This window comes from Mesorhizobium sp. STM 4661 (genome assembly GCF_000359125.1).
GTDB lineage: Bacteria > Pseudomonadota > Alphaproteobacteria > Rhizobiales > Rhizobiaceae > Mesorhizobium.
Genome location: NZ_CAAF010000064.1, coordinates 91137 through 105903, shown reverse-complemented (window position 1 = coordinate 105903; position 14767 = coordinate 91137). Strand labels below are relative to the sequence as shown.

Genomic DNA, 14767 nt, shown 5'->3' with positions numbered 1-14767 from the left:
GGTCGTGTCGACCGGGGGCGGCGACATGCACGGCTGGAACGGGTTGCAGGGTCTTGTTTTCGGCGATCAGCGCCGGCTCCTCGCCGTTCTTGACCACGACTTCGCCGACCAGCTTTCCCAGTCGTTGCGCCGTTGCTTGCGGCGCTGCATCACCGAACAGCATCTGCTCGTCGGGAAAGGTCGGCAGCGCGATGTCGGTGACGGCAAGGGCATCGAGGATAGCGGCTTGCGCCGCCTCACGGCCGAGCCACAGTCGCGGCCGGTAATTGGGATCGAAGGCGACAAGCGAACCGGCCGCGCGCGCCGTGTCGATGGCCGCAAGCAACGTCTTGCGCGCGGCCTCATCCAGAATTGCCAAAGTGATTCCGGAAAAGTAGACAAGCGCCTGGTTTTCAAGGCTTTTTGCCAGTGCGGCCGGATCGGAGGCAAGCTGCCTCGCGGCCGCATCGCCGCGCCAGTAGGTGAAGGAGCGTTCGGCGCCGGTCAGCATGATGGCATAGAGGCCGGGCCGTGCGCCTGATATGACCGGGCTGGCGCCGATGCCGATGCCGTTTTCAGCGAAGAAACCGATCTGGTCGCGCGAGAACGGATCGTCGCCAAAAGCCGATACATAGGTCGCCGGACGGTCGCCACTCAGCGCATGCAGCGCCCACAGCGTGTTGAACGTGTCGCCGGCAAAGCCCATGCGCCAGTTCGGCCCCGCCTGGCCTGAAAGTTCAAGCATGCATTCACCGATCGAGGCGACGCCGTTTCCTGCCATGAATCTCTCTCCTGGCGCATGTCGCCCCAAAGCTTGCCCTCGGGCCTGACCCGAGGTGCGTAGCGGTTTTGGGGTAACGACATGCACAAAACCAAAGACCCGGTGCTGTAGCTTTTTGCAGCCGGCGGCGCCATGCTTGGCGGCGGCGGATTTTGCGCCAGAAGCGCTTTCCCACAGGCGCGGCGGGACGCGATCTGCCGACCGAGACGTTATCTCTGGAGAGGAACCGGTTTGGCATCGTTATGGCGTTATGTTCTAGCAGGTCTTGGTCTGGCTGCCTTGCTGGCTGGCATTCTGGCGGTGGTCTATCTGACCGCGCCGCAAGCGCCGCAGGGTGCCGGCGCGGACATTTCCCGTTCGAAAAAGACGGCGAACGGGTTGTTCGTGGCAAGTTTCGAGCCCGAGCGCGGCGTTATCCGGCAAGGCGAGCTGCAATCCTGGCTGTTGACCCTCAAGACAGTTGCGGGAGCGCCGGTGGAAGGGGCGGCGATCGCGGTTTCCGGCGGCATGCCGCAGCACAATCATGGCCTGCCGACCAGCCCGCAAGCGACCGATTATCTGGGCGACGGGCGCTATCGCATCGACGGGCTGAAATTCACGATGAGCGGATTGTGGCGGTTGCATTTCGCCATTTCCGCGGCGGCCGGTTCGGACACGGTCGTCTTCAACGTGCTGCTGTGAGCTGGCTTTCGCGCTTTCTCGTGCTGATGGCGATGGCCGTGCTTGCCGGCTGCGGCAAGCCGGAATTCTCCGATGCCGAGAAGAAGACCATCGCCTCGCTGGCGTTGTCGGCGTTGCCCTCACTGAAGCCCGACACCACCAATCGCTTCGCCGATGTGCCGGCCGCTGCCGCTCTTGGCTCAACGCTGTTCTTCGATCAGGGGATGAGCGGCGATGGCATGGTTTCCTGCTCGACCTGCCACAAGATCGACCGGCAGTTCCAGGACGACCTGCCGCAAGCGGTGGGCGTCGGCCGCACCAACCGGCGCACCATGCCGCTGGCCGGCGTCGCGCATGATCCCTGGTTCTTCTGGGACGGGCGCCGCGACAGCCTTTGGGCGCAAGCGCTGACGCCACTCGAAAATCCGCTGGAGCAAGCCGGCAACCGAGCGGCGTTCGCGCATTACATCGAGGCGCGCTTTGGCGAACGCTATGAGCGCATCTTCGGGCCGCTGCCCGACCTTTCCAAGGTGCCGGCCAATGCCAGCCCGCTCGGCACTGACGCCGAAAAGGCGGCGTGGCGCGCCATGTCCGATCAACAGACCGAGGACGTCAATCGCGTCTTCGCCAATATCGGCAAGGCGATCGCCGCCTTCGAGCGGTCGATCGCACCGCCGCGGACGCGCTTCGACCGCTTTGCCATCGACCTGGCCACCGGCGCTGTACCGAAGAGCGACGACGCCTTTTCGCCCGAGGAAATCCTTGGGCTGAAGCTGTTCATCGGCAGGGCCAATTGCGTGACATGCCACACCGGTCCGCGCTTCACCGACAACAGTTTCCACAATACCGGCGTGCCGCCGGTCAAGGATTTGCCACCGGATCGCGGCCGCGTGGATGCGGTACGCCAAGTCGAGGCCGATCCGTTCAACTGTTTCGGCGCCTTTCGCGACGGCGACGCCGGCGCCTGCGGCGAATTGCGCTTCATGGTGAAGGATGCGCCGGAGCTGGTGCGCGCCTACAAGACGCCGTCGCTGCGCGGGGCTGCCACGCGGCCACCCTACATGCATGCCGGGCAGTTCTCGTCGCTCGACGAGGTGGTGGCGCATTATTCCAAGGCGCCGGCAAGTGTCGAAGGCGTGTCCGAGATCCATCCGCTCCAGCTTTCGGACCGCGAGCGCGGGGCATTGGTGGCGTTTTTGAAGACGCTGGCGGAGTGAATAATGAATAGACTCCGGCCAGCAATTACAGTTGAAGAAATATTGCAAAAAAGATATATCCTGACTCGATGGGCTGGGTGGTTGAGTTTCTAAATGTCGAAGTTCGGCACGAGCTTGAGGCTCAGCCGAAAGACATTCTTGCCAACTTTCTGCGGATATCGCGTTTGATCGAGGCTCATGGCCTGCAGAAAGTGCACGAGCCCTACGTAAAGCACCTGGAGGGCAGGCTTTGGGAAATGCGGATGAAGGGGCGTGACGGGATTGCTCGCGCGGTCTACGTGACGGCGGCCGAACGCCGTGTGGTTATCGTGCGGGTTTTCACCAAGAAGACGCAGAAGACGCCACGAAGTGAGATCGAACTGGCTCTGAAGAGAGCAAAGGAGGTTCTATGAGCCGGAAAGTAATACCCGTCGAGGAAGCCGCCAAGGACTGGTTCAAGGATCCAGAGTTCGTTGCCGAATACGAAGCCTTGGAGGAAGAGTTCGCGATCGCTGAAGCTTTGATCAGGGCGCGCGGCGAAGCCGACATGACGCAGGAAGAAGTCGCCACCGCCATGGGAACGACACAAGCGGTCATTGCTCGTTTGGAGAGTGGTCGGAACATGCCTTCAACCCGGACCTTGCAACGTTTCGCCAAGGCAACCGGATCGAAGCTCCGCATCAGTTTCGAGCCTGGGAAGCCGAAATCGCGCACGGGCCATTGAACTGCTAGCGATCCTTCACCGTCTCCATCGCCACGAAGGTCGAGGTCTGGGCGACGTGGGGCAGGGCGGAAATGCGCTCGCCGAGGACGCGGCGATAGGCGGCGATATCGGTGGTGCGGACTTTCAGCAGGTAATCGAAGCTCGAGGCCATCATGTGGCATTGCTCGATCTCCGGCACCGCCTGGACGGCGCGGTTGAAGGCGTCGAGAGCGGCCGAGCGCGTATCGGACAGTTTGACCTGGACGAAGGCGACATGACCTTCGCCCATGCGCTCGCGGTCGATGATCGCCTGGTAGCCCCTGATATAGCCGTCCTTCTCCAGCCGCTTGACCCGCGCCTGCACCGGCGTCTTCGATAGGCCGACCTTGGCGGCGAGCTCCGATATGGGAAGCCGCCCATCGCGGGCCAACGCCGAGAGGATGTTCCTGTCGATGCGGTCCAATTGGTCTTCGGTCATCGATTCCATGGTTAAACTGAGGGAAATCAGGCCATATGATAGGTCAACTGACCTATCCTGTCGATTTCTTTGGAACGACTGAAATCTAGCTTTGTGCTAGTTTGCGCCATTCGGTCCGGTGACCGCCGGCCCGCTCCCTGATGCTCGCTTCATAGGACCGCCATGCCAGCGCTCGATCCCATCCGCCAGCAGATCCGTGCCAATTATCTGCCCGACGAAGACGAGGCGATGAAGCGGCTGGCCGAGGCGACGGGGTTGTCGACAAAGGACCGCAACGCGATCTCGGCCCGCGCCGCCGATCTGGTGCGAGCGGTGCGCGGCTCGTCCGATCCCAGGCTGATGGAAGTTTTTCTCTCCGCCTACGGCCTCTCGACCAAGGAGGGCGTGGCGCTGATGTGCCTGGCCGAGGCGCTGCTGCGCGTGCCCGACACCGAGACGATGGACGATCTCATCGCCGACAAGATCGCGCCGCACGACTGGTCGGCGCATTCGGGCGGCTCGAGCTCGATCTTCGTCAACGCCTCGACCTGGGCACTGATGCTGACCGGCCGGGTGCTCGACGAAGGCGAGGGCGGCATCGAGGGCACGCTCCGGGCCATGGTGCGCCGTCTGGGCGAACCGGTCATCCGCAAGGCGGTTGCGGCCGCCATGCGCGAAATGGGCGAGCAGTTCGTGCTCGGCCGCACCATCACCGAGGCGGTCAAGCGCGGTCGGCCGATGACGCAGAAAGGCTATCTCTATTCCTTCGACATGCTGGGCGAGGCGGCCCGCACCGAGGCCGACGCCTTGCGCTATCTCAAGGCCTATGCGGATGCGATTTCCTCGCTCGATGCGGGGGCCAATGGTCCCGACATCCGCCAGAACCATGGTATCTCGGTCAAGCTTTCGGCGCTGCATCCGCGTTATGAAGTGGCGCAGAAGGAAAAGATGCTGCCTGTCATGGCCGACCGGTTGTTGTCGCTGGCGCTGGCGGCGCGCCATTCGCGCATGGGCCTCAACATCGACGCCGAGGAGGCCGATCGCCTCGACCTGTCGCTCGACGTCATCGAACGGGTGCTGGCAGAGCCGGAGCTTGCCGGCTGGAACGGCTTTGGCGTCGTCGTCCAGGCCTATGGTCCCCGTGCTGCCTTCGTCATCGACTGGCTCTACGCACTGGCGAAGAAGTACGACCGCACCATCATGGTGCGGCTGGTCAAGGGCGCCTATTGGGACACGGAAATCAAGCGGGCACAGATGCTCGGGCTCGACGGCTATCCCGTCTTCACACGCAAGGCCAACACGGATGTCTCCTACATGGCCTGCGCGAAAAAACTGCTATCGATGACCGACCGCATCTATCCGCAGTTCGCCACCCACAACGCCCACACCGTGGCCGCGATCCTGTCGATGGCGGGAGATCGCGACTCCTTCGAGTTCCAGCGGCTGCACGGCATGGGTGAGGCGTTGCACGAGACGGTGCGTCAGGCCGAAGGCACGCGCTGCCGCATCTATGCGCCGGTCGGCGCGCATTCCGACCTGCTCGCTTATCTGGTCCGCCGGCTTTTGGAGAACGGCGCCAACTCCTCCTTCGTCCACCAGCTCACCGACGAGGAGGTCGAGCCGGAGGACATCGCCCGCGACCCGCTCGAAACAGTTGAAAGACAGGGTCCCGCCGCCAATCCGGCGATCGCGCGGCCCGCGGCGATCTTCGGCGCCGGCCGCCGCAATTCCAGGGGGGTCGACATCACCGATACGGTGACGTTGGCCGCCATCGACAAGGCCAAAGCGGGGTTTGCCGGGCCGGATCGCTGGCACGCCAAGCCGATCACCCGCGCCGCCGGCTACGGCAAGCAGCGCCCCATCGTCAATCCGGCCAAGCCTGACGAGGTGGTCGGCACGGTCAGCGAGGCTGCCGCCAAGCAGGTCGCGACCGCCGTGCGAATCGCGGTGGAGGCGCAGCCGGCCTGGGCGAAACGTCCGGTCGCCGAGCGCGCCGCCATCCTCAACCGCGCCGCCGACCTCTATGAGGCCAACGCGGTCGAGTTCTTCGCGCTGGCGACGCGCGAGGCCGGCAAGTCATTGGCCGACGGCGTTGCCGAAGTGCGCGAAGCGGTCGACTTCCTGCGCTACTACGCCGCCGAAGCCGCCAATGCCGAAGCGGGGACACAAGCGCGCGGCGCCATCGTCTGCATCTCGCCTTGGAATTTTCCGCTCGCGATCTTCACCGGCCAGATCGCCGCCGCCTTGGTCACCGGCAATTCGGTGATCGCCAAGCCGGCCGAGCAGACGCCGCTGATCGCTTTCCGCGCCGTCGAAATGCTGCGCGAGGCCGGTGTGCCGGAAGACGTCATCCAGCTTCTGCCCGGCGACGGACCGTCCGTCGGTGGCCCGCTGACCGCCGATCCGCGCATCGCCGGCGTCTGCTTCACCGGCTCGACCGAGGTCGCCAAGCTGATCGAGAAACAACTGGCGGAGACTGCCGCGCCCGATGCCATGCTGATTGCCGAGACCGGTGGCTTGAACGCAATGATCGTCGATTCCACCGCACTTCCCGAACAGGCGGTGCGCGATATCCTGGCCTCCGCTTTCCAGAGTGCGGGCCAGCGCTGCTCGGCGTTGCGCGTGCTCTATGTGCAAAAGGATGTCGAGAAGAAGATGCTGGAGATGCTGAAAGGCGCGATGGAAGCGCTCAGCATCGGCGATCCCTGGCAGATTTCGACTGACGTCGGCCCGGTCATCGATGACGAGGCGCAAGCTTCGATCCGCGATTACTGCACCAAAATGGGCCTGCAGGGCAGGCTGATCGTCAAGCTCGAAGCGCCGAAGGATGGCCGCTTCGTCGCGCCGCATGTGTTCCGGGTCAAAGGCATCGAGGAGATGGAGCGCGAGGTGTTCGGGCCGGTTCTCCACGTCGCCACCTTCGACGCCGAGAAGATCGACGCCGTCATCGCCGCAATCAACCGCAAGGGCTATGGCCTGACCTTCGGCCTGCACACCCGTATCGAGGGCCGCGTCCAGCATTTCGTCGACGGCATCCATGCCGGCAACATCTATGTCAACCGCAACCAGATCGGCGCCGTCGTCGGCTCGCAGCCCTTTGGCGGCGAGGGGCTTTCCGGCACCGGGCCGAAGGCCGGCGGCCCGCATTATCTCAGACGCTTCCGCAAGGGACCGGAGGCCGGCACGCATATCGCCGATGGCCACAAGGTGACGGCGACGGAGCTTGCCGACAATCTGCCCGATCCCGCGCTTGGCGGCTGGTCGACACGGGCAGACCGCGTCGCCATCCTGCGCAAACATCTGCGCGGCAAGGGCGCGGCGGCGATCGGCGCTGCCGCGAGCATCGATTTCGGCCAGGTCGACCTGCCCGGGCCAACCGGCGAGGCCAACACGCTGTCGCTGTCGCCGCGCGGCCGCGTGCTCTGCCTCGGCCCGGATCAGGACACGCTGCTGGCGCAGGCCATCCAGGCGCTCGCCGCGGGCAATGCGGTGCTCGCCGTCGCGCCAGGTGCGCCGGCGGCACTGTCGGCGCTGACCGGCAAGGGCCTGCCGCTGGCGGCCATCGACGGCCGGCCCGACCCGGTCGAGGCACGCTCTCTGCGTGTCGACGTCGTCGCCTTTTCAGGTACGCAAGAGGCCGCGCGCATCGTGCGCAAAGTCATCGCCGACCGCGCCGGTCCGATCGTGCCGCTGGTCAGCGAGGTGCTCAACCCGGCGGCATATGCTCATGAAAGGGCTGTCTGCGTCGACACCACGGCCGCGGGCGGCAATGCCAGCCTGCTGGCTGCGGCGTGATCGGTTGCAAAGAAAAGATGCCGGGATAAACATGCGGGCGACCCGACCACCGGGCGAGGCTGACCTGATGCAATCCACGCCATTTGAGCTTCCGTGTGTCGGCGTCGTCATCACCTGTCACAATTATCGCGCCTACGTCGAGGACGCGATCCGCTCGGTCTTGGCGCAGACCTATCAGAGGTGGACCTGCGTCATCGTCGACGACGCTTCGACCGATGGCTCGACCGACCATGTCCGCCAGCTTCTCCAGGCGATCGGCGATCCGCGCCTCAGCCTGTTGGTGCGTTCGCAAAATGGCGGCCAACTGGCTGCGTTCCGTGATGGTCTTGCCGCGAGCGATGCGCCTTTCCTGGCGTTCCTCGACGCCGACGATATCTGGCTGCCGGATTTTCTCGTCGCGCATCTTTCCGCGCATCTCAATGCGACGCGCCCGGCGGCAATGTCCAGTTCCGACGTCTATCTGATCGACAGCGACCGCACCGTGCTCAGCGGTACCTACCTTATGTTGCGCAAGCCGCGTTCCCGGACGGATGCGTCCGGCACGGCCACGACGCCCGGCAAGCAGCTTGGCGAGATGGCGCCCGAGATCGTCTATGCATCGGAATATCCAATCACCTATTTCGGCCCCGAGGCCTATGGCTGGATGTGGGCGCCGACATCGTCGATGGTCTTCCGGCGCGGCGCGCTGGAGCCGGTTCTGGCGTTTCCGTTCAAGTCAAGGATGGGAACCGACTATATCGCGGCAACATGCGCGCATCTGGCCGCGGGCAGCCTGATCCTGTCGGAATGTCTCGGCCTCTATCGCCTGCATGGAGCCAGCGTTTCCGCAGGCACCGCCTATGCCGGCGGTCACGTGCAGCAATCACCCGGCTATCGGACGCACGAGATCGCCATGGGCAAGGATGTCCTCGACTATGTCCTGGCCGATGCGACACGGCTGGGCGCCATCAACGGCAGGCATTTCGTGCCGGGATTCCTGTCGCAGCATGTCAAAAGGTTTGGCGACCTGGGAAACGATCCGCGCCTGCTGCCGTTCCTCGATCGCCGCAGTCGCTGGCGGCGGTTGCGCAAGCGCCTCACGCGGGGGCTGCGAGGACTGTTCACCAAGGTCTGAGAAGCGGCAGGCACGGCTTCGCCGAAGTTCACACTTCCTCCGGCGCGCAGCCAAATCTCAGCAGATTGCCGTGCGGGTCCCAGACGTAAAACTCCTTCATGTTCCATCGGCGAACGGTGAAGGGGCTGAGCTTGTTGACGCCGCGCGCCGAAAATTCGGCGTGCAGCGCCGGCACCTCGCCGCCTCTGATATAGCAGGACGATACTTCGGGCAGTTTGCGGTCGTCGCTCTTCCAGAAATGAATCTCCATCTCGTTGCGGCGCACGATGAGATAGTCGTCCATCTCCGGCCCGACGACGCCGAAACCGAGCTGGTCTCGGTAGTAATCACGTGTCGCCTTGATATCGGGCGAGGGCAGGATCGGGATTGTGCGGGCAGGGTCAGCAGCGGGCGATGCCACGTCACGCGCCCTCGACGACCGAAAAGCCCTCGAACTGCGGATGGCCGAGATAATGCACCTTGCTGGAGCCGGTATTGCGGTGCGCGGCTCGAAAATTCTCGGATTTGGTCCAGGCGACAAAATCCTCATGACTTGCCCAGATCGTGTGCGAGGCGAACAGCGTGTAGCCCTCGGCTTCGTTGACCGGGCCGCGCAGCAGATGGAATTCCTTGAAACCCTGCATCTCCGAGAGGCTTGAATCGCGGTTTTTCCAGACGTCCTCGAAGGCGTCCTCCGAGCCGTTCTGGACCTTGAAGCGGTTCATGGCGATGTACATGCTGGTTCCTTTCAGAATTGGCGAACTGTGACGGTTGATGGAAACGACGAGGCGAAGACTCTCAAAACGGACCGATAGCGCCTGTAAACACCAGATTGTTGCCGACCTTTGGCGGGATGGGAGGGAAGGGAGCTGCCTTGCGCACGATGCCGAGCACGACCTGATCGAAGTTTGCCGATCCGGAGCTTTGCAGGATGCGCAATTCATTGATGCCGCCACGACTGCCAATGACGAATGTGACAACGCATTGTTGCGTGCGGTTGCTTGCACCGAAGGCGGGACGCCGCGATTGACGCGGCTGAGCTTTCTTATGACGTCGCTGCGGTAGCTGGATTCCGCTGCGGTGCCTGCTTCATTTTGTTTCTTGCCCTTGCTCGCTGCCAGAGCAGAGCGGTCCTGGCCATCTGCCGTGCCGCGCTTCTCATCTGCTTCGCTTGTTCTTGAAGGGGGCACTGCCGGACTTGGTCTGGCACTGGGGATCGGCGGCTGCCCGGCAAATGCAACAGGCGCCTCGGTGCTTTCTTTCTGAGCAGTCGGCTGTGCCGGCACCTCATTCTTCGGAACCACGCTCTGATCATCGGGAGCTCCAGCCACCAGGATGTCTGGTCTGGTCGCTGGCGGTTTGACAGCTTCCGGCGGAGGCTCAAGGGGCTGCTTCACTGCTTCCTTGGTGGGTTGCCGAGGCTCTGTTGGCTGCACCGGTTTGGCTGGCTTGGCCGTTGCCGCCTCCGGTTTGGCCGGCTGCGGGTTCGGCACCAATGTAACATTCATTGCTGGCGCTTCGCGATCCAGCGCGCTGCCAGTGACATTGGCGCCCAATTGATCGCTGCCTTCTGACTGCGTAGCATCCTGGAAATCGAATGACCCGGCCGGCGAGAACAGGAAAACCCCCGCTACGGCGGCGTGAAGCAGGCATGAAACGACGATCGCCGCGGTCCATTTGCGCGTTTGTCCTTTCGGGCGCGCCTGCGCAAGCGGCTCGGCCGGCACTATCGCCAGCTCGCCGCCGGCGTCAGGGAGGGGACTGATTTCCTGCATGTCGCGCGACGGAAATTGCGGCGACCCACGCGGAAAAGTCAAATCAAGATCATTTGCCCCGCACAGCGGCGAAGCGGCGCCGGTCAGAGGCCATGCCGCGGTGGTCTGCGTGAATGCGGGATGCAGTCCCACTCAGACCCCGAAGGCGATGCCGGTCTTGGTCTCGGTCTTCAGGCCGCGCATGCAGGCGTTAGGCTCGACGCTTGCGCCGGCGCATTCCGTCGCGCTGTTGATCAGCACCCGGCTGAGCTTGGTGCAGTCGGTGCCGGCAAGGTCGAAACGCGTCACCTTGGTCTTGCCCGCCGGCAATTCCTTGAAGTCGAGCACGGTCAACCGGTCGACGACGCCGGCCTCGTTGAACAGCGCGATCTCGAACGCCGCCTTGGCGAGATCGGCGCCAAGGCCGTTGTTGACGACGAAGGTCAAGCGGCAGCCCTTGTCCGAGGGCTGCATGGCGTTGAGCTCGAGGGTCAGCGATGGGGCCGGCGCGGCCTGTTGCGCCAGCGCCGGGCCCATCGCAAGCGACACCGCCAACGCCGAGGTCAGCAGACGAAGCGATGCCGTCAAGCCTGTCATTGTCATCAGCCTCCAAACCGCATGGTCGCCGCCAGCTTCAGCGTGACGCCAGGCTCGTAAATGACACTGGTGGCCGATACGTTCAACGGGTTGGTGTATTTCACGTTGAACAAATTGTCGGCGCGGAAGTCGACCTTGAAATTGTCGGTCGCCTGATAGCTGGCGAAGGCATTGACCAGCGTATAGTCCTTGGCAATCGCGTTGCCCTTCAGCTTGCCATTGTACTGCACTTCGCCGCCGACGGTGAGCCTGTCCTCGAGAAAACGCAGGCCGAGCTGCGCCGTGACCTGGGAGGAGGGGATGGTGGCAAGGTCCGCCCGGTCTCCGTCATAGGAGATGGTGTGGCCATCAATGAATGAGGCGGAAAGCCCGGCATATCCCCATGCGGCATCGTAGAACGCTTCCATCTCGAAGCCGTCGATCTTGGCCTTGGCGAAATTCTGGTACTGGAAGCAGATCGGGATGCCCGGCCCGAACGGGCAGCCGCTGGTCGGGTCGAACGCCGACAGTGTCACGCCGTCGATATAGTCGTCGACATTGTTGTTGAAGTAGGCGGCCTTCAACCGCAGCGCGTCGTCGGACTGGATGATGCCGTTGGTGCTGTAGTTGACACCGAATTCCACGGTCTCGCCGGATTCAGGCTTCAGATTGGGATTGGGCAGGAACGGGAAGGTGACGCCGGCCGGATGATTGCCGCTGATCAGGGTTTCCGTCAGCGAAGGAGAGCGGTAGCCCTCCGCGTAGGTGCCATAGAATTGCAGCCCTGAAAGGCTCGCGCTCTCGAACGGCGAGACGCCGACGGTGATGCGGGGCGATAGCCGGTCGCCAGAGGTTTCGCCGACATCGCTGTCGAGCTTGTAGCTGTCGTAGCGCAGCCCGGCGATGACTTCGAGCCAATCCCAGGTGAGCTTGTCCTGGACATAGGCGCCGGAAACGTTTCGCTTGCCCGAAGGCGTGTAGAAACTGTCGCCGCCTGCGGTGCCGCCAGTCTCGACGTCGTCGCCGACCCAGTCACCACCATAGGTCAGTTCATGCGCGATCGCGCTGGTCTCGAACCGCGACGTATTCCAGATATCGATGCCGGTCGTGCCGACATCGAAAGTCGATAGCGAACCTGCCGGCAGGACCACGGGAAGACCGGTGACCGGGTCGAAGCGGTTCTGAGGGACCAGGGTCGTCAGATCGAGGTTGGTCTTGTTGTAGGAGGCATTGATGTGCAGGTCGAGCCAGCTCTTGGCATCGTCGGTGATGTTGTAGCGGGCGGTGAAAGTATTCGACTTCAAGTCGGCGTCGTTCACCGGGACGCCGCCGCTGACCTCGTTCCAGCTGTCGCTCGATCCGACCCAGCCGAGCTTCAACTCGCTGTTTTCGCTCGGGCGGATGGTGGTCTTGAGCAGGCCGCTCAGCACGTCGAAGCCGGTGCCGTTGACGGTGTCGCCACCGCCGTCCTTGTAGTCGTCGTAGTCGCGGTAGACGATGTTGCCCAGCACGTCCCAGTTTTCGTTGAAGCGATAGGCGCCGGTGGCGCTGGTGGTCCAGCCCTCGCCATTGCTCTCGTAGCGTCCGGTCACGGAGCCGGCCCAGGTCTCACCCGGCTTGAGAAAATCCTCGGCATCCTTGGTGTCGAAGAAGACGACACCGCCGATCGCGCCCGAACCATAGGTGTTGGCGACCGGGCCGCGGATCACGTCGACGGATTTGATGAGTTCGGGATCGACGTAGAAGGTCGATTGCGGGCCATGGTCGGAGCGCTGGAAGTTCTGGCGGGCGCCGTCGACGATCACCTGGACGCGGCCGAAATCCTGCAGGCCACGGATGTTGATGGAGGAACTGACACGCCTTGCATCGGCCTGGACCGCCACACCCGGCACACCCAGCAACATCTCGTTGGGCGTCGTTGCCATGCGCCGGTCCAACTGTTCCTGGTCGACATGACTGGTCGATGACAGGGATTCGATCGCCGTCTCGCCGGTGCGGCTGATGACCAGGATCTGGTCGAGCAGCGTCGCGCCCGCCGGTGCCTGGGCCGATTCAGCTTGCTTCGCCTGGTCAGTCTGCTGTTCGCCTGGTCCCTGTTGAGCTGATGCCTGTTGAGCGCCAGCGGGTGCTGTCAGCAAGCTGATCGCTGCCGCGCCGGCCAGCAATGCGGCCATTGTCCTCGCCATCGACCGATGCGCCGGACCTGCGTCACCCTTCGCCAAGTCCAGCCGTCCCCAATTCGCCAACCCCATGCCCCAACTCCAAAAATCCAGGTTCGATGCTGGCTGGCTTGGCGCTCGCTGGCATTTTTCATCGTGTCCGGCGTCTTAAATGTTGACTCATTTAGTCCGGTATTGCACTGACTAGTAAACATGATTATTCAAGTCAAGAAATGAATCGGCATCTACGCAACGCCTAGCCAGACGCCCGGCACAGGAAAGGGATCGAACCAATGAACACGCACAATCCCAGTGACTTTCGCTATCGCGTCCGCCGTTCCGACGACAATTCGGCCCGTTTCGACCGGGTTCCGCTTGCCGTCAGGACGCTGTCCAGCAACACGCTGTTCCAGGGTGAGCACGAGATCGGCATCGAGCACCACGGCGCGCTCTACCGGCTGAAGATCACTCGCCAAGGCAAGCTGATCCTCAACAAGTAGCTGCAAGTGGCCGTAAGGCGAGTGGCTGTAAGACAGGCAGGTGTTTAAGATATGGACCAGCGCGTAAAACCCGCCCCGCATGAAATCCGGCGGGCGCGGGCGGACAATCCGAAGATGCGCGAGCGCGATCTCGCCGCCCAGCTCGGCATTTCGGAGGCCGAACTGGTCGCCGCGCATTGCGGCGACGGCGTCGTCCGCGTCGAGCCGCGCGTCAACGATCTTCTGACCGGGCTGGAGGCTGTCGGCGAGGTCATGGCGCTGACCCGTAACGAAAGCGCTGTGCACGAGAAGATCGGCGTCTACGACAAAATCGTCACCGGCAACCACAATGCGATGGTGCTTGGCGAGAACATCGACCTGCGCATCTTCCCGAAAGTCTGGGCGCACGGCTTTGCCGTGGAAAAGCGCGACGGCGGTGACATCAGGCGCAGCCTGCAGTTCTTCGACGAGGCGGGCGAGGCGGTGCACAAGGTGCATCTCAGGCCCGCGTCCAATCTCTATGCCTATCAGAAGCTGGTGGCCGGGCTCGAATCGCCGAACCAGGAGCCGTCGGTCGCGGTTTCGGGGGGAGGGTTTGAAGACGAGGCCGAGGCTACGGACTCCGCTGCGAGCATTGACGATCTGCGCGAGCGCTGGAGCCGGCTGACCGACGTGCATCAGTTCTTCGGCATGCTGAAAACGCTGAAGCTCGACCGCCAGCAGGCGATGCGCATGGTCGGCCAGGATTACGCCTGGCTGCTCGACAACGACGCCGTCAGCGCCATGTTCCACCATGCCGCCGAGGGCGAGATGCCGATCATGTGCTTTGTCGGCAATCGCGGCTGTATCCAGATCCATTCCGGCCCGATCAAATCGATCAAGCCGATGGGGCCATGGGTCAACGTGCTGGACGAGACCTTCCATCTGCATTTGCGGACCGACCACATCCATGAGGTCTGGGCCGTGCGCAAACCGACCAAGGACGGCCATGTCACGTCGCTCGAAGCCTATGGCGCCGACGGCAAGATGATCATCCAGTTCTTCGGCAAGCGCCATGAAGGCGAAGGCGAGCGCGAAGACTGGCGGTTCCTTGCCGAAAACCTGCCGCGCATTCCAAGCCCGACCGCGGCCTAAG

General features: G+C 63.3%; 15 protein-coding genes. 8 read left to right on the top strand and 7 right to left on the bottom strand.

Annotation, left to right across the window (positions count from 1 at the left end; genetic code table 11):
- The coding region (locus MESS4_RS21375) for a sugar kinase (protein ID WP_036241812.1) at positions 1–760 on the bottom strand (760 nt) is incomplete at its 3' end.
- Positions 761–991: 231 nt separating this feature from the next.
- Between MESS4_RS21375 and MESS4_RS21370 the strand changes: the two genes are divergently transcribed.
- The 4 genes from MESS4_RS21370 (at position 992) to MESS4_RS21355 (ending at position 3340) form a co-directional block, all read left to right on the top strand.
- Positions 992–1441, top strand: coding sequence for a FixH family protein (locus MESS4_RS21370; protein ID WP_006335395.1), 450 nt, complete (start codon positions 992–994; stop codon positions 1439–1441).
- A gap of 26 nt (positions 1442–1467) precedes the next feature.
- A complete protein-coding gene (locus tag MESS4_RS21365; protein WP_036241830.1) occupies positions 1468–2637 on the top strand; it encodes a cytochrome c peroxidase in 1170 nt (389 codons plus the stop codon).
- 68 nt (positions 2638–2705) lie between these two features.
- The gene (locus MESS4_RS21360; protein WP_006335393.1) at positions 2706–3029 is read left to right on the top strand and encodes a type II toxin-antitoxin system RelE/ParE family toxin; all 324 of its coding nucleotides are present in this window, start codon (positions 2706–2708) and stop codon (positions 3027–3029) included.
- The gene (locus MESS4_RS21355; RefSeq protein WP_006335392.1) at positions 3026–3340 is read left to right on the top strand and encodes a helix-turn-helix transcriptional regulator; all 315 of its coding nucleotides are present in this window, start codon (positions 3026–3028) and stop codon (positions 3338–3340) included. The genes MESS4_RS21360 and MESS4_RS21355 overlap by 4 nt, the downstream gene beginning before the upstream one ends.
- Before the next feature lie 4 nt (positions 3341–3344).
- Here the strand turns inward: MESS4_RS21355 and MESS4_RS21350 are convergent, their stop codons facing one another.
- Positions 3345–3797: an Lrp/AsnC ligand binding domain-containing protein gene (locus MESS4_RS21350; RefSeq protein WP_081609814.1), complete on the bottom strand. Its 453-nt coding sequence runs from the start codon at positions 3795–3797 to the stop codon at positions 3345–3347.
- A gap of 162 nt (positions 3798–3959) precedes the next feature.
- Between MESS4_RS21350 and putA the strand changes: the two genes are divergently transcribed.
- A complete protein-coding gene (putA, locus tag MESS4_RS21345) occupies positions 3960–7571 on the top strand; it encodes a bifunctional proline dehydrogenase/L-glutamate gamma-semialdehyde dehydrogenase PutA (RefSeq protein WP_006335387.1) in 3612 nt (1203 codons plus the stop codon).
- A gap of 67 nt (positions 7572–7638) precedes the next feature.
- The gene (locus MESS4_RS21340; RefSeq protein ID WP_036241829.1) at positions 7639–8685 is read left to right on the top strand and encodes a glycosyltransferase; all 1047 of its coding nucleotides are present in this window, start codon (positions 7639–7641) and stop codon (positions 8683–8685) included.
- A gap of 28 nt (positions 8686–8713) precedes the next feature.
- Here MESS4_RS21340 and MESS4_RS21335 read toward each other — a convergent pair whose 3' ends face one another.
- The 5 genes from MESS4_RS21335 to MESS4_RS21315 all read right to left on the bottom strand — a co-directional run bounded on the left by MESS4_RS21335 (position 8714) and on the right by MESS4_RS21315 (position 13168).
- Positions 8714–9085 carry a VOC family protein gene (locus tag MESS4_RS21335; protein ID WP_006335383.1) on the bottom strand — a complete coding sequence of 124 codons (372 nt, stop codon included), beginning with the start codon at positions 9083–9085 and terminating at the stop codon, positions 8714–8716.
- A gap of 1 nt (position 9086) precedes the next feature.
- Entirely contained in the window at positions 9087–9401 is a 315-nt protein-coding gene (locus tag MESS4_RS21330) for an antibiotic biosynthesis monooxygenase (RefSeq protein ID WP_036241811.1), read from the bottom strand.
- Positions 9402–9462: 61 nt separating this feature from the next.
- Complete coding sequence (locus MESS4_RS34710) at positions 9463–9630, bottom strand: TonB family protein (protein WP_348259958.1); 168 nt, start codon at positions 9628–9630, stop codon at positions 9463–9465.
- A 941-nt stretch (positions 9631–10571) separates the two neighbouring features.
- Positions 10572–11015 carry a hypothetical protein gene (locus MESS4_RS21320; RefSeq protein ID WP_006335379.1) on the bottom strand — a complete coding sequence of 148 codons (444 nt, stop codon included), beginning with the start codon at positions 11013–11015 and terminating at the stop codon, positions 10572–10574.
- 5 nt (positions 11016–11020) lie between these two features.
- Entirely contained in the window at positions 11021–13168 is a 2148-nt protein-coding gene (locus tag MESS4_RS21315) for a TonB-dependent hemoglobin/transferrin/lactoferrin family receptor (protein ID WP_198292788.1), read from the bottom strand.
- Between the two features lie 278 nt (positions 13169–13446).
- Between MESS4_RS21315 and hemP the strand changes: the two genes are divergently transcribed.
- Positions 13447–13653, top strand: a complete 207-nt coding sequence (gene hemP, locus MESS4_RS21310) for a hemin uptake protein HemP (RefSeq protein WP_006335375.1) — start codon at positions 13447–13449, stop codon at positions 13651–13653.
- 51 nt (positions 13654–13704) lie between these two features.
- On the top strand, positions 13705–14766 hold the full coding sequence (locus MESS4_RS21305; protein ID WP_006335374.1) for a hemin-degrading factor: 1062 nt from the start codon (positions 13705–13707) through the stop codon (positions 14764–14766).
- Position 14767: the final 1 nt, after the last annotated feature.